Source organism: Falsiporphyromonas endometrii (assembly GCF_042654485.1).
GTDB lineage: Bacteria > Bacteroidota > Bacteroidia > Bacteroidales > Porphyromonadaceae > Porphyromonas > Porphyromonas endometrii.
In genome coordinates, this window is record NZ_JBHSGO010000194.1 from 1 (window position 1) to 18,761 (window position 18,761).

General features: G+C 38.4%; 14 protein-coding genes and 1 tRNA gene. 11 read left to right on the plus strand and 4 right to left on the minus strand.

Going from position 1 to position 18,761, the window contains the following annotated elements; translation table 11 throughout:
- Window positions 1-87: 87 nt before the first annotated feature.
- Entirely contained in the window at window positions 88-1,485 is a 1,398-nt protein-coding gene (locus ACFO3G_RS07030) for a thiol-activated cytolysin family protein (protein WP_380079333.1), read from the minus strand.
- Window positions 1,486-1,731: 246 nt separating this feature from the next.
- Window positions 1,732-2,856 carry a TlpA family protein disulfide reductase gene (locus tag ACFO3G_RS07035; protein ID WP_380079335.1) on the minus strand — a complete coding sequence of 375 codons (1,125 nt, stop codon included), beginning with the start codon at window positions 2,854-2,856 and terminating at the stop codon, window positions 1,732-1,734.
- A 58-nt stretch (window positions 2,857-2,914) separates the two neighbouring features.
- Between ACFO3G_RS07035 and ACFO3G_RS07040 the strand changes: the two genes are divergently transcribed.
- The 4 genes from ACFO3G_RS07040 (at window position 2,915) to ACFO3G_RS07055 (ending at window position 5,981) form a co-directional block, all read left to right on the plus strand.
- Window positions 2,915-4,147 carry a nucleoside recognition domain-containing protein gene (locus ACFO3G_RS07040; RefSeq protein ID WP_380079337.1) on the plus strand — a complete coding sequence of 411 codons (1,233 nt, stop codon included), beginning with the start codon at window positions 2,915-2,917 and terminating at the stop codon, window positions 4,145-4,147.
- 48 nt (window positions 4,148-4,195) lie between these two features.
- Entirely contained in the window at window positions 4,196-4,645 is a 450-nt protein-coding gene (ybeY, locus tag ACFO3G_RS07045) for an rRNA maturation RNase YbeY (protein WP_380079339.1), read from the plus strand.
- A gap of 146 nt (window positions 4,646-4,791) precedes the next feature.
- A tRNA-Phe gene (locus ACFO3G_RS07050) sits at window positions 4,792-4,864 on the plus strand.
- 685 nt (window positions 4,865-5,549) lie between these two features.
- Window positions 5,550-5,981, plus strand: a complete 432-nt coding sequence (locus tag ACFO3G_RS07055) for a helix-turn-helix domain-containing protein (RefSeq protein WP_380079341.1) — start codon at window positions 5,550-5,552, stop codon at window positions 5,979-5,981.
- A gap of 415 nt (window positions 5,982-6,396) precedes the next feature.
- Here ACFO3G_RS07055 and ACFO3G_RS07060 read toward each other — a convergent pair whose 3' ends face one another.
- Both ACFO3G_RS07060 and ACFO3G_RS07065 read right to left on the minus strand, forming a co-directional pair.
- Window positions 6,397-6,786 (minus strand): hypothetical protein, encoded by a 390-nt coding sequence (locus ACFO3G_RS07060; RefSeq protein WP_380079343.1) that lies wholly within the window; start codon window positions 6,784-6,786, stop codon window positions 6,397-6,399.
- 42 nt (window positions 6,787-6,828) lie between these two features.
- Window positions 6,829-7,206: a hypothetical protein gene (locus ACFO3G_RS07065; protein ID WP_380079345.1), complete on the minus strand. Its 378-nt coding sequence runs from the start codon at window positions 7,204-7,206 to the stop codon at window positions 6,829-6,831.
- A 725-nt stretch (window positions 7,207-7,931) separates the two neighbouring features.
- Between ACFO3G_RS07065 and ruvX the strand changes: the two genes are divergently transcribed.
- The 7 genes from ruvX to porT all read left to right on the plus strand — a co-directional run bounded on the left by ruvX (window position 7,932) and on the right by porT (window position 18,444).
- Window positions 7,932-8,378: a Holliday junction resolvase RuvX gene (gene ruvX, locus ACFO3G_RS07070; RefSeq protein ID WP_380079347.1), complete on the plus strand. Its 447-nt coding sequence runs from the start codon at window positions 7,932-7,934 to the stop codon at window positions 8,376-8,378.
- 42 nt (window positions 8,379-8,420) lie between these two features.
- The gene (gene def / locus ACFO3G_RS07075) at window positions 8,421-8,981 is read left to right on the plus strand and encodes a peptide deformylase (protein WP_380079349.1); all 561 of its coding nucleotides are present in this window, start codon (window positions 8,421-8,423) and stop codon (window positions 8,979-8,981) included.
- Window positions 8,982-9,002: 21 nt separating this feature from the next.
- Window positions 9,003-11,069, plus strand: coding sequence for a tetratricopeptide repeat protein (locus tag ACFO3G_RS07080; protein WP_380079351.1), 2,067 nt, complete (start codon window positions 9,003-9,005; stop codon window positions 11,067-11,069).
- Window positions 11,070-13,001 (plus strand): ribosomal protection-like ABC-F family protein, encoded by a 1,932-nt coding sequence (gene abc-f, locus ACFO3G_RS07085; protein ID WP_380079353.1) that lies wholly within the window; start codon window positions 11,070-11,072, stop codon window positions 12,999-13,001. It abuts the gene before it with no gap.
- Window positions 12,998-15,694: a dipeptidyl-peptidase 3 family protein gene (locus tag ACFO3G_RS07090; protein WP_380079355.1), complete on the plus strand. Its 2,697-nt coding sequence runs from the start codon at window positions 12,998-13,000 to the stop codon at window positions 15,692-15,694. Before abc-f ends, ACFO3G_RS07090 begins: the two co-directional genes overlap by 4 nt.
- Complete coding sequence (locus ACFO3G_RS07095) at window positions 15,684-17,615, plus strand: DUF4954 family protein (RefSeq protein WP_380079357.1); 1,932 nt, start codon at window positions 15,684-15,686, stop codon at window positions 17,613-17,615. The genes ACFO3G_RS07090 and ACFO3G_RS07095 overlap by 11 nt, the downstream gene beginning before the upstream one ends.
- Window positions 17,616-17,733: 118 nt before the next feature.
- Complete coding sequence (porT, locus tag ACFO3G_RS07100; RefSeq protein WP_380079359.1) at window positions 17,734-18,444, plus strand: type IX secretion/gliding motility protein PorT/SprT; 711 nt, start codon at window positions 17,734-17,736, stop codon at window positions 18,442-18,444.
- The last annotated feature ends 317 nt before the right edge of the window (window positions 18,445-18,761 follow it).

The following is an 18,761-nucleotide window of genomic DNA, read 5'->3' on the forward strand; positions in this document are numbered from 1 at the left end:
AAAATTTTAGAAGACTGACGATTGATTATGAGTTTCATGCCGCTACTGCAGAGGCTATGGTTCAACTTGCTTTCTGCAAAATATTGCTTAATAAATTCTCTGAATAATTTTTAAACAGCTTCTGATATTCATAAGCATAACAGATTTGGCTTCATCTGAATTGGGATATGCCGCAATAGTACCATACACTTGATTGCCCAATGGTCCTCCTGTGGCGCGAATATTTGCAACATGCATTTGTACAAGCACCTTGGAGAAGTTAGGTATGAAAGTCCTTGTAGGAACCTTAAACTCTGTGCGACTTACCACTCTGGCCAATGCGTTGTCTGCAGAGAAACGAATTTGGAAACTAATAGGAACAACTTCATTGAAAGCCATTGGCGTTTTGACAAATTTGGTCACGCCGTCTAATCCGCCCGTGATGATATTATTCTGGTTTTCTTGCCCGCCACCATATACGTTACAATCTATCTTACTGCCGGCTACAATGTCTTGGTAGTTCTGTTTCATCTCAGCACTTACATCTACACCTTTTACATTAAATGCAAATGATAGAGCGCTGGTAACCTTTTTGGCAGATTCGTTGGTAGAAACAGCAATGAAAAGCATACGGCCGTACTTGATGTTGGAGACATATACAGGTTGTACTTTGCCCATCGCATTAGGATTGATCTCTGTAAAAATAGTTGAACGTCCCTTGGGCTGTCCTAAGGTTACTTGAAATTTCTTTTGAATAAACTTAACGAGGAAATGGTTTTTATAATTCTTGTAGTCAAAGTCCAGACCACCCACAAGATTGAAAAGTTTGTTGCCAACACTTATGCCGGCATGAAACTGAGCTTCTTGTTTGCTGTTGATTTGAAACATACTATAAGAACTTTCGAGAGCATCGTTGTTTTTATATTCCAGATTTGACCACTTATTGAATTGTGGAATATAGTCTGTATAGCGGATATTGTCTGCGTGCCCAACCAATTCTTCACTATCACCATTTTTGAGAGTTAATCCACCCAAAGCATAATCCATAATGCCTGTGTTGCAACCATTGAAGAAAGCATAAGTTGAGTTCTCAAGACTTTGGCCTCTCAAGACACAGCCGGGGTAGAGTATATCCGACGCCGGATCAAGAATAAATGTCTCATCAAATTCTTGACTCATCTTGTACTTGGTATAAGATGTAACATAGTAACCCGGGATGCCGTCTTGCTCTCCGGGTGTCGATTGGGATTCTTCATCATCAACAACAACTACGGGTACTGTGTCATTAAAAGTCCGAGGAGCATCAGACCGAACAGTTCCTTGTGGAATTTGAGCTTCATTTAGAAGATTCAGAATATCGTTGTCTTCTGAAATCCAACCTTTTTTTGTCTGATTGGCATCAGCGTTGGCATGAGTGTCATCAACTGTTTCTTGCACGCGATCAGAACAAGAAACTCCAAGCAGAGATGCCGTAACGATTGCCAGGGTAGATAAAATTCTCTTCATAATACAATAAAATAATGGTTATAATAATTGCTAATTTAAGCTGCCTATACATACATTTCCTATGACAAAAATATTGAAAATAATAAAATCAAGGCCCTTTAGAATAAAAAATAATAATAATTATGTGTGTGATTTGATTGTTCGACTTTTGATATAGTTCTTAAGTTGTTTTGTGATGAATCAATAAAAAAGGGCTGTCTATAAATCACTTATGAATATAGACAGCCCTTTTGGATATGTTAGGGGTTATTTTTCGAAGGCTTCTTTAAGGATTTTTTCTATCTCATCACTTGAGTGAGACCTTACCAATATAGTGCCATTGGGATCAATTAATATTAGTGTCGGAATGGCGCTGATGCCGTATTTATGTTCTTTCTTATTAGTTCTTTCGGCATGTTGAAATATGATTGGCCATTGGATAACCAATTTATCGATGGCTTGCAATGTTTTAGAGGGTTCATCCCAAATTGCAACCCCAACGATTTGGAATTTTTGATTTTTGTATTTGTTGTAGATGTTTTGCAATACTTTTATTTCTCGTCTGCAAGGACCACACCAACTGGCCCAGAAATCGACTATTGTATAGTTTCCAGGCTTTACAAATTGACTTAGTCTTAGCTCTTTTTCATTCTTAGGATCTATCCCGGTCACTTCTTGATAGGGTTTTCCTTCACTTGTGGCTAATGCATTCTTTGTTATCGTAATCAAGTCTTGCATCTTGGGATATTTCTTTACCACATCTGAGCTTTTATTGGTAAAATCTATAAACTGTTGAGGCGTTAATAAGGCATAAGATTCTTCAAGCAATACAGCTCCAAGTATGTCATTGAGATGTTTGGAAATGACATCGGAATACATTCTTGCAGCCAAGGCTTCCTCCTCATTTTCCAATGACATATATACAGAGTCTTTTTGACGATCGGTAAGGTTGTCTTCGCGTTTGGTCATTTCAGCTTTGAGCTGAAGAGGTTCCATTTCTTTCTGTAATGTGGATTCAAATTCTGCAAATTCATCATTTAAGGTTGTCCCTCTTACACTAAAGTCTGTTTTTAGATTTCCTTTGACTGTCCCCGGCTCTGAAAAAAGGTATATGAACAGGTCAGAATAGGAAGCGATTATCCTTTTTGTCGTATCTGCTGATAGTTCGTGTTTGACCACTCTGTCAGAAGCGTTGGGCTCTGATGCAGGAATATCGACACTGTCTATTGGAGTTTCTGCGCCTTCTTCATAAAAGTATAATTTTTCTGTTTCATTTTCTATCATACTGTTTGGAATACTCAGCTCGACCAATGTCTTTTGAGGATTGTTGCTACATCCCGTGGCCAGAGTTGCCAGTAAAAAGATACCGGCATAAGATCTTGATAATTTCATTGTCCTTAATTTTGATTACACTGCGTTGCAAAGTTATATTTTTCTGTAACTTCGTACTATGATATTGAATTACATCTTCTCGGGCTTCTTCATTGTGGGGCTGTTATTTGCCTTATTGCACATTCTTTTGACGGGAGAGTGGACCATCTTTAATGATATGGTTGGTGCCACATTCAATGAAGCTAAGAATGGTTTTGAGATCTCTCTTTATCTTACAGGGGTGCTTTCTCTTTGGCTTGGTTTTATGAAGATTGCCGAGAGAAGTGGATTGATTGCTAAGGTAGGGCATTTTGCTTCTCCCGTATTATGTCGTCTTTTCCCATCTATACCTAAAAATCATCCTGTCCTTGGCAATATTTTTATGAATATATCAGCCAATATGTTGGGTCTTGACAATGCTGCAACACCTCTTGGAATAAGATCTATGGAGCGGTTGCAGTCATTGAATGACAAAAAAGAACGAGCCACCGATGCAATGATCATGTTTTTGGCTATCAATGCAAGTGGATTGACCCTTATCCCCACGTCTATTATGGCTTTTAGAATGCAAGCCGGAGCCGGAAACCCTGCGGACGTGTTTTTGCCGATTTTGATTGCCACTGCTACATCAACTTTGACTGCTATTGCCGTGGTGGCAATTAAACAACGAATCAATCTTTTTCAGAAGCCACTCCTGTTGTTGTTTGGCTTTACTATCGCTTTTATTGCCATTATGTTATGGGCAAGTCGATGCCTAAATCCGGATGTCTTTGCACATCTTAGTAGTGTGGTTTCTGCAGTTATTCTTTTTTCCGTTATCATTGCTTTTATAATGTCCGGCTTGTTGGCCAAGGTGAATGTCTTCGAGGCTTTTATTGATGGAGCTAAGGGAGGCTTTGAAGTCGCTGTTGGGATTATCCCGTATCTGATAGCTTTATTGGTGGCTATTGGGGTATTTAGAGCTTCCGGTGCAATGGACTTTTTGTCTGATGGTTTGAGAGCCTTGGTTGGTTGGATCGGCTTGGATACTCAGTTTGTCGATGGACTTCCTACGATTTTGATGAAACCTCTTAGTGGAAGTGGATCCAGAGGGCTGATGGTCGATGCCATGCACCATTTTGGGCCGGATAGTTTTGTTGGGCGACTTTGCAGTACTGTGCAAGGATGTAGTGATACAACTTTTTATGTTGTCGCTGTCTATTATGGAGCTGTGGGCATCAAAAATACGAGGTATACTGTGGGCGCTTCACTTCTTGCCGATCTTACAGGAGCAGTGATGGCTATCATTGTTACCTATATGTTTTTTGCATAACTTCGTGCCTCTTCCAAAAGGTGAAGTTCAAAATAGATTATTGGTTTTATGAAGAATATAGAATTTATTACATCAGAAGATGTCAAAAGACCCTCTTTTCATCGTGGACTTGTTAGAAAATGGATAGAGAGTGTAGCCGAAGTATACGGATTTAGAGTAGGAGAGTTGTGTTATAGATTCTGCTCGGATGAGGAGATATTACAGACGAACATCCAGTTTTTAAGCCACAACTATTATACTGACATCATTACTTTCGATGATACAATGGGGAATGTATTGAATGGTCAGATGCTGATTTCTCTCGATACAGTGCGTACCAATGCCGAAGCATTTGGATCTTCTTATTCCAAAGAGTTGCTTAGAGTGATTATTCATGGGGTGTTGCATTTGACCGGACAAAAGGACAAAACACCGGAAGATGAAGCAATCATGCATCAAAAGGAGGATCGGGCTTTGGCTTTGTTGCAGAAAATGAAAAAAACTTTTGAACGAAAATAGGTCTCATAATCAGTTATATAACTATAAGAAAGCACTGCCTATAGGGCTTTGGGGCAAATCTTTTTTCAAAAAATACTTGCAGGTCTCAAAAAATGTCCTACCTTTGCAAGCGTAATCAAAAAAAACAAGATGATTGCAACAATGCTGGTGCCATAGCTCAGTTGGTAGAGCAAAGGACTGAAAATCCTTGTGTCCCCGGTTCGATTCCTGGTGGCACCACTTTGAAGAAAAGAAAAAACAACTCAAGCTCCTGATTTTCAAGCGAAATCAGGAGCTTTTCTTTTTCCTGAAATGCACAAAACACAGCAGATTATTACCGATTTGGATGGAGCAAAGGTCGGAGTAAAAACAGTAGAAAGAAATTTTTATAGAAAGCGAGGAGGAGTATCAGAGGGTTATCTAAAACACATATGTGGAACGTTATTGAAAGCATTGCTCTTAACCTATATAGTCCACTCTCGGGTGCGAGAAAGACATAACAATTCAATTTACAAACCTTGGTAATAGATGTAAGGTTCGATCAGATACCGATAGCGCATATTGGAAAGAGGTACTGGAGGATATAATCGGAGAATGGAATGAAACCTCAGTTGCTGATGAATAGAGAGTTATAGATGGTGCCACGTAGACGGACCGAAAGACTCCTTGGCCTTTATGTATGGTGTATCTATGGCATAATATTTGAAACTTCAGAATATTACTTTTACCTTCGAATTATTACTCTATATAATGAATAAAAACAATTGATAAAAGATTAAATGCGAGAATTAGAAGTCGGCACTTCAGTAGAGTGTGATGCTATCATTGCAGAAGTGGAAATAGGTGAGGCTTTACTTGGCATTAAATAATAGTTGATGATAAAAAAGAGTATATATGTACTTATATGTCTCTAATTTAATTGATTATGAATAGACAAGAATTTTGCAAGATACTTAAATGTCAACGTGAATATAAGAAGATAACAAAAAGTGATGTGGCCAGGCGAATTGGTGAAATGTTTCACGTTGTTGATAATATAGAAAAAGCAAAATACAGCTCTAATATGAATTTGATATTGCGATATGTTTCAGCGATTGAATCTACACTAACTCTTAATGGCAAACAATTCAGCACGCACGAGGAACTTGTTGATTTATTCAAGATCGAACGTAAAAAGAGTGGCACGCAAGACAACTTTGCTAAAATTTGTGGAGTGTCACGAGTTACTGTTAGTAAGATTGAAAATGAACAAAGCTCAATCTCGGTCGATGTGTTTTTGAATATGTGCACCTCTTTGAAGATTAAAATAGAAATCGTTAACAAAGAGTGCGCAATTGAATCAAAAGATCAATCATGACCAGAAAAGAATTTTGCGAAAAACTTCAATTAGAGCGTTTAGGTAAGAATTTGCAATCTGCGCAAATTTGAAGTTACCAAACGAATATCTGCGTCTTCTTGTGTGGTCGGATGAGTAGAAAGTGGCAAGAAAAACTTTAATATGAAGGTGTTGTTACAGTACATTTTTGCAATAAAGCGCATTGGCTCTCAACAATAAAAGAATATACGCATACAAGATCTGGTAGATCTATTTCAATTTTATTGCTGATAAAAATATCTCAAAACAAAAATAAGATCCCAACCTCAACTGCATAAACTAAGTAATTGAGGATCTTATGACTGGCTCAAATATCAAGGATGATCATATGGACACAAACTCCAATACATAAACAAGCCCTGAATAAGTAATAAAATACTCGTTCAGGGCTTAATTTTTACAGTCCTGTTTTACATTTCATCCATTGATCCTCGCTTTTGTTTCCTTGTTCTTTTTCATCTTTTTTGCATTCAACAACTTTTTCTTCAACAACTTTTTCTTCAACAACTTCGTACTTCATGTTAAATTCCAGGGTTTTCATGCGATACAACCCGGTAAGAGATTTACAGATGATCCTGAGTGGGTTGATAAAGACAGCGGAAAAAATTATACCATATCCGATTGATATAGGTGCAATATCTTTTTCTGCATATCCAATTGATAAAATTAATCCACCCAATACAAGCAAAGCTATTGTCACGATTACCAGATATTCAGCATTATTATTTAACGTGATTGATTGCTTGTTCAACTTCTTAAATTCTTCTTTTTGCTTTTCTGTGATCATTGTGTTATAAATTTGTAAATTATTGATAATGTGATACTTATATTACAATTCATTTGTTTCAGGACAATCTGAAGATGCTAAAAAATCATTGATAATACTTCGGATCTTACTTAACATATTTAGAGCTGACTCATAAGTGATAAAATAGTTGCCGGCGAGATACCTTTTCTTACTGGTGGGAGTGCATTTTTCAATCTTCTTAACTACCGATAATTTGTCATCTATATACCAATACGGCTCACCTTCCTTAACTTCGTATTCCAAAGGTTCAATCCTACCTAAAGCATCTTTCCAGACCTTGCGCCTTCCTAAGTTTATGATGCAATCTTCCATACATTGAAGCTGATTGTCAGCAAGAAAAGCTAACATGATTCTTTTATCAAATATATCCACCTCAGCAAATTTTTTATGATATACCATTGTCTTACATATCTTAGAATGGTAGCTGTTTACTTATCCGATAGCATCTTCCTTTCTGTTTATATGTTGGAGAAGATCAGAGTTGTCGGTGTAATGTTGTAGCATTCCTTCGAAATCCATACCATTATGTCTGAATCACACTTATGAATGGATTGATTCTATGTAATACGGATAAGACCTATTGGTTAAATTTCATCTTATATTAGGATGAATACTATATCATCAATCGCTACAAATTTAAAATATGTTTTGAATTATAAAAAGTGAATCATAAAAGAAGATGGTGGTTTAAGGAAAATCAGACTTCAAAAAATAGGTTTGTTATAATCAGATTTAGCTTTAAGGTGCTTTTGTGTGTGCTTTTAGAAAATTGTTATTCGTAAATGTGCTATAGGTTTTTGATCGCAGTTGGAATGAATTGGTTTGATAATCGTTTTTCAAAATCGCTTACCGATTTCACTCATTTATCATACTTCATTATAGTTCCTTGATTGACTTGTGATAAAAATGCAAATCTATATGCGTATATGATTGTTTACATATGGAGTTTAGATATAATATATTCAGTTTGAGAAAAGAGAGGCTCAAATAATTTAGTTTCAATATCTATAGTCTTCTTGTGTGGCTATTGAAGTAATCAAAATGTTTTCTTGTTTCATTTAAACAGATTTGCTGATTTGTCTTAAAGCTATATTTTTTGGGTTGTATATCTTACCTTTGTCATTATGGGAAGAATATTGGCCATTGATTACGGTCTTAAGCGCACAGGGTTGGCTGTGACCGATTGTTTGGGGATTGTGCCTCATGGTTTATGCACAGTGCGTACACATGAGCTTTTCAGTTTCATCAAAGACTATTTGTCTAAGGAGGATGTCAGTTGTGTTGTCGTTGGTTATCCTCGTCAGATGGATGGTAGTGACAGTGAATCCATGAAGGCCATTCGCCCTTTTGTGAATGGTCTTAAAAAAGCATTTCCCGATCTGAAGGTTGAGTATGAAGATGAGCGTTTCACATCTGTGCTCGCTCAACGCAGTATAATAGCGTCCGGTGTACCAAAGATGAAGCGCCGAGACAAGGGGTTGGTGGATGAAGTGAGTGCGGTCATTATTCTGCAATCATATATGGATCGCCAGGATGGTGGTGCTCTTCCTCCTTTAGATTTTAAGTTGTAATATCGTTTTGAGTTTATTAGACAATTAAGTTAGAATTAGATAATGAAATTACCAGTTTACCTTTATGGACATCCGGTTTTGAGAGAGGTTGCCAAAGACATTACTCCAGATTATCCGGAATTGAAAGAATTGATTGAATTGATGTGGGACAGCATGTATGAATCTGAGGGTATTGGCTTAGCTGCACCTCAGATTGGCAAAAGTATTCGTCTTTTGGTGATTGATGCTGATGTGATGTCTGATAGTTTTCCTGAATGCAAAGGTTTCAAACGTACTATGATCAATGCTCATATTGTTGAAAGAGGTGAAGATACCTGTACGGAGATGGAGGGTTGTTTGTCAGTACCCGGCATTTCGGAAAATGTTACAAGACCCAAATACATCAAGATTGAGTATTTGGATGAAAACTTTGAACCACACACAGAAGAGCTTGAAGGTTTTGCTGCACGTGTTGTTCAGCATGAATATGATCATCTGGAGGGTAAACTTTTCGTTGATCATTTAAGTGGTTTGCGTAAGCAGCTTATCAAAAAGAAACTGCATAAGATTGCTCAAGGCATGATTCGTTGTGACTATAAGACGGTCTCTGCCCCAAAAAGATAAATTTTTAATTTGCCGGCATTTGTGAAAAAAGGTTTGTTCAGACAGATTGTTTGTTCGTTTCTTTTTGCGACGACATCCTTGAGTGCCTTTGGTCAGATCGATGTTGACCGGGTAATGAGAATAGGCAAAGGTGCCATTTATTATCGTGATTATGTGGTAGCCATAGGCTATTTTAATCAAGTAATCAATGCTCGACCTTGGCTTGCAGACCCCTATTTTTATCGTTCGGTTGCAAAGATTAGCCTTGATGACTACCAAGGAGCCCTTCAGGATGCCAACAAATGTTTGGAATATAATGAATTTATCCCCGGAGCATATCTGGTTAAAGGGATCTCCGAGCAAAATACAAAGCAGTATGATGAAGCAGAAAGGTCTTATCGTAAGGGTTTAAAATTTGAGCCAAACAATGAGGGGCTTGGACTCAATTTGACTAATTTATTGCTATATCGAAAAAAGTATGCTGCTGCCGATACTACAGCTATGGATCTTTTAAGATACTTTCCTCAGTCTGTACCGGCTAAAATGATGCGCATTCAGGCTAAATTAGGTTTGCAAGACACGGTGCAAAGTCTTCGTCAAATTGATACACTTCTTATGAATCATCCGGACTATTCTCCGGCATATCTTACACTTACGGATATCTATTATCATCAAGGCAAATTATCTAAGGCTCTTGAAAATATCAATAGGGCTATCGAACTTTCGCCACTTGATATACCGCCATACATTGATCGTGGCATTATTCGTTACCAACTCAATGATTTTCAGGGAGCAATGTCCGACTATAACCATGTCCTTTCTAAAGATCCAAATCAGAAAACAGCCTTATATAATAGGGCTTTGCTCAACTCTTTTGTGGGATTATATACAAAGTCGTTAGAAGATTTTGACAATTTATTGAAGATAGATCCGGACAATTACTTTGCTATCTACAATAGAGCTATGCTCCGAGTGCGTTGGGGCCAGTTTCAAGGAGCTATCGAAGATCTCAATAAGGTGCTAAAGCGTTATCCTGATTTTGTCATAGCATATGTTGCTCGTTCGACAGCTTATAAAAATCTTGGTAGGTTGCGAGAGGCGGAGCGAGATTATAACAAAGCTGTTGAGCGAGATCAGGCCATTCATAAAGTTGGTTATAAAGTTAAATCTCCCGCCAGCAGTATGAAAGATAGCCGAGACGAACGAGACGATAATATTGAGAAATACAATCTTCTTGTGATGTCTACCGGTAATGTGGATGCAGAGGCTCAATACGAATCGGGAATAAGAGGCCGTATCCAAGATCGTAAGGTGGCTGTGACCAAAAGACCATTGATTGTTCCGTCTTATTTTATTCATATTGATGCAGGAAGTGCAGCCGTAACATATTTGGATCACCAACTTGATTTTATCAATACCAAGTCTGTGATGATGAAACCTTTGATCATGAGTTCATCATCCACTGCTCTTGATTCTGTTGAGATAAATCGTCTTCATGAGGATATCAAAAGGGTTTCGGCTATGATGTCCAAACCTTATATGTCATTCAGAAGAGGAGTGGATTATCTGTTGTTGCAAGATTTTGAGCAGGCTGCTATTGATCTCGACGAAGCTATAAAGGTTCATCCCAATTTGTCTTTGGCTTATACATTTAGAGCTTTGGCTGAAGCGAAGCAGGCTTTGGTCGATCGCAATGCTCGTTTAGAGGCAAAAGAGGCAGAGTCAAAGGGTAAGAAACTTAATCTGGATAATGATCCGATGCATCCTCTTCAAAAGGTTAACTTGTCTTTGAGAGACCCTTCTCAGTTGGATGCTAAGCTTCGTCAGTCGATTTCAGATCTCGATAAGGCTATCCATCTGGATGATAAATCCATTTTGGCGTATTATACACGTGGATGGATGCTCTCTGAAGTTGGGGATTTTCATTCTGCTATCGAGGATTATTCAAAAGCTATTCATCTGTATCCAAAGTTTGCGGATGCTTATTACAATAGAGGACTTCTCAAACTCTCCATGGGGGATATCAAATCCGGTATTGACGACCTTAGTCGGGCGGGTGAGTTAGGTATATATGAGGTTTATAATATCATAAAGCGACTAAATAACTAAATGCTGACAGTAAATAAGCTTACCGTGGATTTTGGTAAGCGTCTCTTATTTGATAATGTTTCTTTCTCTGTATCTGCATCAGAACATGTTGCCCTTGTAGGACGCAATGGTGCAGGTAAAAGTACACTTCTTAAGTTGATAGCGGGTATAGAGGAGCCCACTTCCGGTGAAATCTCTTTTCCCAAGGATTGCCATATCGGTTACCTTCCTCAGGTAATGAAGCTTAAAGATGGTAAGACGGTCTATCAGGAGGTGGAGGAGGCCTTCGAGCATATATCCGATCTCGAAAAAGAGGTGGAAGATCTTACTCGTGAGATGCAGAATAGAACCGATTATGAATCAGAATCTTACCAAGATCTATTGGAGCGATTCTCGGCCAAGAGTGATGCTTTTATGCTATCTCAATCCGGGGGCAACTACCATGCACAGATAGAGAAAACACTTTGTGGGTTGGGATTTGATCGAGAAGATTTTGATAAACCTACATCTACTTTCAGTGGCGGATGGCGTATGCGTATCGAGTTGGCCAAGATTCTTCTCAAAAGACCTGACCTTCTTTTGTTGGATGAGCCTACCAATCACTTGGATATTGAATCTATCCGCTGGCTCGAAAACTTTATAGCTTCTTCAAAAGGTGCTCTTATATTGATCTCGCACGATAGGCAGTTTTTGGATAATACCTGTAAACGAACGATTGAAATTGAGTTGGGCAATCTATATGACTATAAGGTCAATTATACTCGCTATGTCAGTTTGAGAGAAGAGCGGCTGGAGCAACAAAAGCGTGCCTTTGAGAATCAACAGAAGATGATCAAGGAGACGGAAGATTTTATCGAACGTTTTAGATATAAGGCTACCAAAGCCGTTCAGGTACAAAGTCGAATCAAACAATTAGAGAAGGTTCAGCGTATTGAACTTGATGAGATCGATGAGCGACAGATGAATTTTAGCTTCCGACCGGCGAGCCCTTCCGGAGAATATCCCGTAGTTGTGGAGGATATGGGCAAAGCTTTTGGCGATCATCAGGTGTTTGATCATGCCAACTTTATGATTAAGCGTGGCGAGAAGGTAGCCTTTGTTGGTCGCAATGGTGAAGGTAAGACAACCATGGTCCGCTGTATCATGGGAGACTATCATGATTATACCGGTACACTTAAGTTAGGGCACAATGTTGAATTGAGTTATTTTGCTCAGAATGAGGCGCAAGAGTTAGATCCAAATCTCACTGTTTTCGATACGATTGATCGTGTGGCTGTTGGAGATATTCGCACAAGTATCAATGATATGCTGGGAGCTTTTATGTTTGGAGGAGAAGAGTCTCTCAAAAAAGTGGGTGTCCTCAGCGGTGGCGAACGGGCTCGTTTGGCAATGATTCGTCTTCTTCTCAGACCTGCCAATGTCCTCATTCTTGACGAGCCTACCAATCATTTGGATATTCGATCTAAGAATGTTCTAAAAGAGGCCATCATGAAGTTTACAGGCACTGTGATCTTGGTAAGTCATGACCGTTACTTTTTGGATGGTTTGGTGGATAAGGTTTATGAGTTTAAGCATGGCAAAGTAATCGAGTACTTGGGAGGAATGCCCGATTATTTGGAGCATTCTACCTTTTCGGATGATATTGCCGTACAAAAGGCTATTGACGATACTCAAGAGACAGATGATAAAAAAGTAAGTGAGGCCGCAGTTGACTATGAGAAGCAAAAGCAACTTAGAGCACTTCGTAAGCAAGTTGAGCGAACAATTGAGAAATGTGAAAAGAGGATCAAAGAGTTGGAATCTCAAATTACATCCATGGAAGAGGATATGAATCGCCCTAATGCACAACTTGGTGAATCTGATTATATCAAATACAATAAGGCCAAGGAGGCATTGGACAAAGAGATGAATCTTTGGGAAGAGGCTTCTATTGAATTGGAGGAATTGCAATGAAAGAAAACAATATTTCAGGACAGACTGTTTGTAGATTTAATGATATCGAAGTCTTGAGATATATCGTATCTGCTTATGATATGAAGTGTGAAAGCAACGATATACTTAAGAGAAAATTATTGTTATACTACCTGGCAAAAGCAACTTTGGCCGGAAGGGATATCTATTTTGACCAGAATGGTAAGTACAATCTTTATATAAGGACTCTTTTCGAACGGATATACCTTCACTATGATGGCGATCGTACAGCAAAGGATTTTTTGGCATTGACAGACTATCTGTATAATATCTGGTTTGCCAATGGTATTCATCATCACTATGGTGAGCATAAGTTGACGCCAAAGTTTTCGAAGGAGTATTTTAAGGGCATATACCTTAATTTGAAAGGTAAAGGTTGTTTGGATCTTATGCCTAAAGTTGCTCCTAACTATGATACACTTGAGAGATTGTTGTTTGATCAGGACTATATGTCTAAGCGTACTGTTCAAGATGGAAGCAAGGATTTGATCACAGCCTCTTCAGTCAATTTTTATTCTGAAGAGATTACCCAAAAAGAGGCCGAAGAGTATTATAGATTGCAGCGAAAGAATTCAAATGCTTCTTACAATGTCGGACTTAATAGTAAGTTGTATAAAGATAAAAATGGCGAAATAAAAGAGGCCGTATGGTGTGCTAAAGGACTATATTCGGAGCATATAGAGGAGATTGTGGCAAACTTGACCGAAGCGATGCTGTACAGTACATCTGAAAAGCAGCGTGAGGCAACAGAATATCTTATCAATTACTACAAAACAGGAGATCTTAAGTTGTTTGATAAGTATTCGATCAAATGGGTACAGGACAAAGATTTTTCGGTCGATTTTATCAATGGATTTATTGAAACCTACCAAGATCCTCTTGCAATGAAGGGTAGTTGGGAAGGATTGGTAGAGGTGTATGATAGGGAGGCTTCTCATCAAACAGAATTGTTAGCCAGTCATGCAGCTTGGTTTGAAGAACATGCTCCTATTGATGATCTTTATAAAAAGAGCAATCCTAAGGGTGTTTCTGCTACAGTGGTAGATATTGTGATGTTGGGGGGCGACTCTTATCCGGCGACTCCTATCGGGATCAATCTGCCCAATGCTGATGCTATTCGTGCAGAATATGGCTCCAAGAGCATCCGTATAGAAAATATTCACCAAGCCTATGATGATGCTTCTGCTCATTCGGGACTTAGGGAAGCTTTTATAGAAGATTTGGATGTTAGAGAGATGCTTCGATTGTACTCTTCAAAGACTTCTCGTCTTCACACTGACTTGCACGAATGTCTTGGTCATGGATCGGGCAAACTTCGTGATGGGGTATCTCCGGATGCTTTGGGGCAATGGCATTCAACTATCGAAGAGGCCAGAGCAGATTTGTTTGGTTTGTACTTTATAGCTGATCCCAAAATGGTAGAATTGGGATTGCTGCCCAATAGAGATGCCTACAAGGCTGAATATTATTCTTACCTGCACAACGGACTTGTGATGCAACTCGTACGCATCGAACCGGGACATCATATTGAGGAGGCACATATGCGCAATCGAGCTCTTATATCGAGATATGTACTTGAGCATTGTGAAGGCGCTGTAGAATTGGATGGACTCAATCTTAAGATTTATGATTATGAGCCAATTCGTTTGGCTGTAGCTCAACTGCTTAGAGAGATACAACGTATCAAAAGTGAAGGAGACAGTGAATCTGCAGCACAACTCATTGCTCGATATGCAGTTGATGTCCCTCAGCATCTTCATCATACACTTCTTCAAAAGTATCAGCAACTTCATATTGCACCCTACAAAGGATTTGTCAATCCAAAGCTTCTTGCTGTAAGGGATCAAGAAGGTAAGGTGTCCGATATTGTTCCATCTTATCATGAAGCTTATGATGAACAGATGCTGAGATATTCGAGAGATTATTCGGCTAAAGGGGCCAATTATGATGTGTCACCATGGAGCATAAAGGATCAAGAACCTTCAGAATCTATTTTGGAAGAGGCCAAAAGCATCCGCAAATCTTTGGTAACAAGAATGGATGGTGTCGTAGCTTCCAATATGAGAGAATATGGGCTCTCTTATAAATATAACTTTGGTATGACTCGTAGTCATTTAGATGATATAGCCAAAAAGGTAAAGCCTTCGACGCAATTGGCTCAATATCTCTGGTCGCGAGAAGTGAGGGAGCTTAGATTGATTGCACTTAGAATATGGCCCACCGAAGAGATTAGCTCGAATGAATTGCTTTCTTTGGCTCTTCAGTGTGAAGGTAAAGCCGAATTGGCAGATGAGTTTGTGGCACTTCTTATGGATAGAGTTCCCAATGCTCATTATCTTGCAATGACTTGGATTGAGAGTGGGCTTGATGTAGTGTCGGTTGCTCTTAATATCTTGACAAGGACAATCAGAAGAAAAATATATAAGCCCAACAGTGTTGAATGTGATTATCTGATTCGATTTGCCATCTCTATGATCGAAAAGTATGTCGTATGCGATTATTATATCCCTAATGCGGCAAGAAATTTCCTAAAAAGTATGGTCGGTGTATCCAAAGAGATTGCCGATGACATTATTGCCGGGATGGAAGATCTTTTACAAAGAGATTTAAGAGGTGAAGTACTTCAGATTGCAGAAGAATTGAAATTTGAATCGGAGTTTGTGTATGAATCATAATGGATATAGACATCTCAATACTCTTGAGATCGAAGCATTGAGCGATCAGGGATGCTTTTGTCAGGATTGGACAAAGATATATGTATCATCAAATGGTTTCAATCCTTCAAGAGTGCATCGTGTCATTTTCCAAGGAGAATGTTTTATTGGGCATAACGAAGGATCTCTTGATGTAGACGGTGATATTTCTCTTCCTTCAATGATTGCTGATGCAACGCTTATTGAATGCAAAGTAGGCGACAACTGCCGAATAAAGAATATCGGTCAGTATATCTATAATTATTCGATCGGTGCAAATACTCGTATTGAAGATGTATCTCTTCTTCGTTTTGAAAAGAATGCCACATGTGGAGAAGGTGCCAAGGCATCGGTCCTTGTAGAGACCGGAGGTAGAGATATAATACTTCATAAGGGGCTGACTGCACAGATTGCTTATTTGGGGGCTTTCCTCAGAAGGGACAAGGTCTTTCAATCATATCTGAATAGACAAATCGAAAAAGAAATCGATGCCTCCAAGTCTACCCAAGGTTTTATAGGAGAGTCTGTAGAATTGATTCATAGTGGTGTCTTAAGAAATCTTAAGATTTATGATGGAGCTTATATAGCTGGGGTTCGCAATGCTTCTGATGTTACATTGGCAAGTTCCAAAGACTCTCCAATAATGATTTATTCGGCTGAGTGTATTGAAGAAACCATTATAGCTGAGGGAGCTGTTGTCAAAGGAGCTAATCTTATTCGTTCATTTATAGGAGAAGCGGTAAGATTGGCATACGGTGTTACTGTTCACGATTCGCTTATCTTCTCTAATTCTGTTCTGGAAAATGGAGAGGTCTGTGCAAGTTTTATTGCTCCTCACACTGTATCGATGCACAAAAGTACTCTTTTGATAGGTGGCTTTTTTTCTTTTGCAAACTTGGGAAGTGGAAGCAATCAAAGCAATCACTTATATAAGCTGGGTCCCACTCAACAGGGGATTTTGGAGCGTGGTTGTAAGTTGTCGAGTGATTCATACATTTTGTGGCCTGCGCATGTAGGGGCATATTCTTTTATAAAGGGGCGGCATTATAATCATCCCGACAGTTGTGATTTCCCATTCTCTTATCTGATTGAAGAGTGTGGTCAGACCATCTTGCTTCCGGGTAGAGCCTTTGGAACAAGTGGATTCTACAGAGATATTCAAAAGTGGCCCAATCGAGATGGTAGAAAAGGGTTGAGAAGGGATATAATAGATTATGGCGAACTTGATCCTTGTTCTATTGAAGCTTTGGTAAGAGGGTATCTTCTTCTGCAGACTCATATAGATAAAACTCAAGGATGTTGTAAGGATTATGAAGGACAGGGTTTTGTTATTCCGTCAAAGTCTATTCCCAAAAGTATCGAATTATACAAGAAAATCCTGCACCTTTATGTTGGTCGAATAATGACTAAGTCGTTGTATCTAAATTTGTCTTCTTCTAAATCTAATTGCCAATTTCATGAATGGATAGATGTGGCCGGGGCTTTTTTCCTAAAAGAGCAGCTTTTAAATCTTCTTGCTACTGCGATTGATGCTGATTTTGATTATTGCAAACTTATAAAGGAGATTGCCTATCTTCATCATAAGTCTTCTGATATGCAACTACCGGCTGTCGATCTCCTTGCCGTATTGTATGGTTTTAAGGATAATAGGATAAGTCTAACTAAGATTATTGAAGATGCTAAAGAGGCAGAAAGATATTTTTCGAACCTTAGAATAAAGGATGCAGCCAAAGAATATGGCAATGCTATAAAGGTTGGTTATGCACCATTCTTTGAAGAAAAAGAGAATCAAAATGAATTTGAAGCAATAAGAGGTGAGTTTGAAGGTCAGCAGATTGTTAAGGATATCCAAGATCAGCTGTCCAGACGTTTGGCTAATTTGGAAGATGCATCGAATCATTGATTCCGAATACTATACCTATTCTCAACGGATTGAAAATAGCTTTTAACTTATCACAATATAAAGCCTAAATATTAGTTTATAGAATATGAAGTGGTGTAGCAAAACAATTGATATCCTCATGAAAAAACTGAGTAAAAAAGCTCTCTTAGCTGTATTAGGGTTCACCTTTGCATTCCAAATGAATGCTCAAAAGGAGATACCCAAGAATAGACCTTATGCAGATCTTAGTAAGTACCATTTCGGTTTCTATATTGGTACAGACTTGCAAGATATGAAGATACAAAATGCCGGCTTTGTTGATGATAAGGGTACTCCTATGTTTGCTGAGATTGGACGCTTGTCACCTGGTTTTGTTGTTGGAGTCATATTTGACCTTAATCTAATGAGAGATCTCAATTTGAGATTACTTCCATCTCTGCATTTTGCTGATAAGACCTTTACTTATAGCAATGGTAATGAAGAAATAAAACGATTTACACAACGAACAAACCTCATCAATTTTCCTGTTATGTTTAAGTATAGTTCGAGAAGATTAAACAACATAAGGCCGTATGTTATTGGCGGAGGATATGGGGCTATGTATATTGGGCAAAAGAATCAAGCACTTCTTAAGTTTAATACGCTTGACTTTGGTGTCTCATTAGGAATGGGATGTGATATCTATCTTCCTTTCTTCAAACTTTGTCCGGAGCTTACTTTTAGTTGGGGATTTGTAAATAATCATAAGACAGACAGACCCGATTTAAAAGATTCACCTGATATTATTTATACACAAACAATCAAAAAATCAACCACTAAGATGATTACCCTTTCATTCAATTTCGAATGAGAGAGGTTCTTTATTCAGGACTATAGGTATTTCCCGAATGAAATTTGCTTTACCTTACTTTGGGTGTATTGGAAGCATACTGTGGTAGTATCTCAAAAAGTATATTCATACAATATCTTAAAAAATAGGCAGGACACTGGCAATTGTTATTTGCCAATGTCCTGCCTAAACAAAGTCGTTCTCTTTTTTTAATTATTGCTGTCCGATAAAAGTTTTTGCGACAAAAAAATAAGGGGCTGAAAAACTTCACAGAATTCAGCCCCAATTGTCTTATCTTTATCATAAGAACTTAAAAAGTAAGACGATGCACAAAAGTA

What these genes read in the sequence shown, in the direction of transcription:
- ACFO3G_RS07030 (WP_380079333.1), bottom strand. Translation starts at nt 1,485, where the DNA reads ATGAAGAGAATTTTATCTACCCTGGCAATCGTTACGGCATCTCTGCTT.
- ACFO3G_RS07035 (WP_380079335.1), bottom strand. Translation starts at nt 2,856, where the DNA reads ATGAAATTATCAAGATCTTATGCCGGTATCTTTTTACTGGCAACTCTG.
- ACFO3G_RS07040 (WP_380079337.1), top strand. Translation starts at nt 2,915, where the DNA reads ATGATATTGAATTACATCTTCTCGGGCTTCTTCATTGTGGGGCTGTTA.
- ybeY (WP_380079339.1), top strand. Translation starts at nt 4,196, where the DNA reads ATGAAGAATATAGAATTTATTACATCAGAAGATGTCAAAAGACCCTCT.
- ACFO3G_RS07055 (WP_380079341.1), top strand. Translation starts at nt 5,550, where the DNA reads ATGAATAGACAAGAATTTTGCAAGATACTTAAATGTCAACGTGAATAT.
- ACFO3G_RS07060 (WP_380079343.1), bottom strand. Translation starts at nt 6,786, where the DNA reads ATGATCACAGAAAAGCAAAAAGAAGAATTTAAGAAGTTGAACAAGCAA.
- ACFO3G_RS07065 (WP_380079345.1), bottom strand. Translation starts at nt 7,206, where the DNA reads ATGGTATATCATAAAAAATTTGCTGAGGTGGATATATTTGATAAAAGA.
- ruvX (WP_380079347.1), top strand. Translation starts at nt 7,932, where the DNA reads ATGGGAAGAATATTGGCCATTGATTACGGTCTTAAGCGCACAGGGTTG.
- def (WP_380079349.1), top strand. Translation starts at nt 8,421, where the DNA reads ATGAAATTACCAGTTTACCTTTATGGACATCCGGTTTTGAGAGAGGTT.
- abc-f (WP_380079353.1), top strand. Translation starts at nt 11,070, where the DNA reads ATGCTGACAGTAAATAAGCTTACCGTGGATTTTGGTAAGCGTCTCTTA.
- ACFO3G_RS07090 (WP_380079355.1), top strand. Translation starts at nt 12,998, where the DNA reads ATGAAAGAAAACAATATTTCAGGACAGACTGTTTGTAGATTTAATGAT.
- ACFO3G_RS07095 (WP_380079357.1), top strand. Translation starts at nt 15,684, where the DNA reads ATGAATCATAATGGATATAGACATCTCAATACTCTTGAGATCGAAGCA.
- porT (WP_380079359.1), top strand. Translation starts at nt 17,734, where the DNA reads ATGAAAAAACTGAGTAAAAAAGCTCTCTTAGCTGTATTAGGGTTCACC.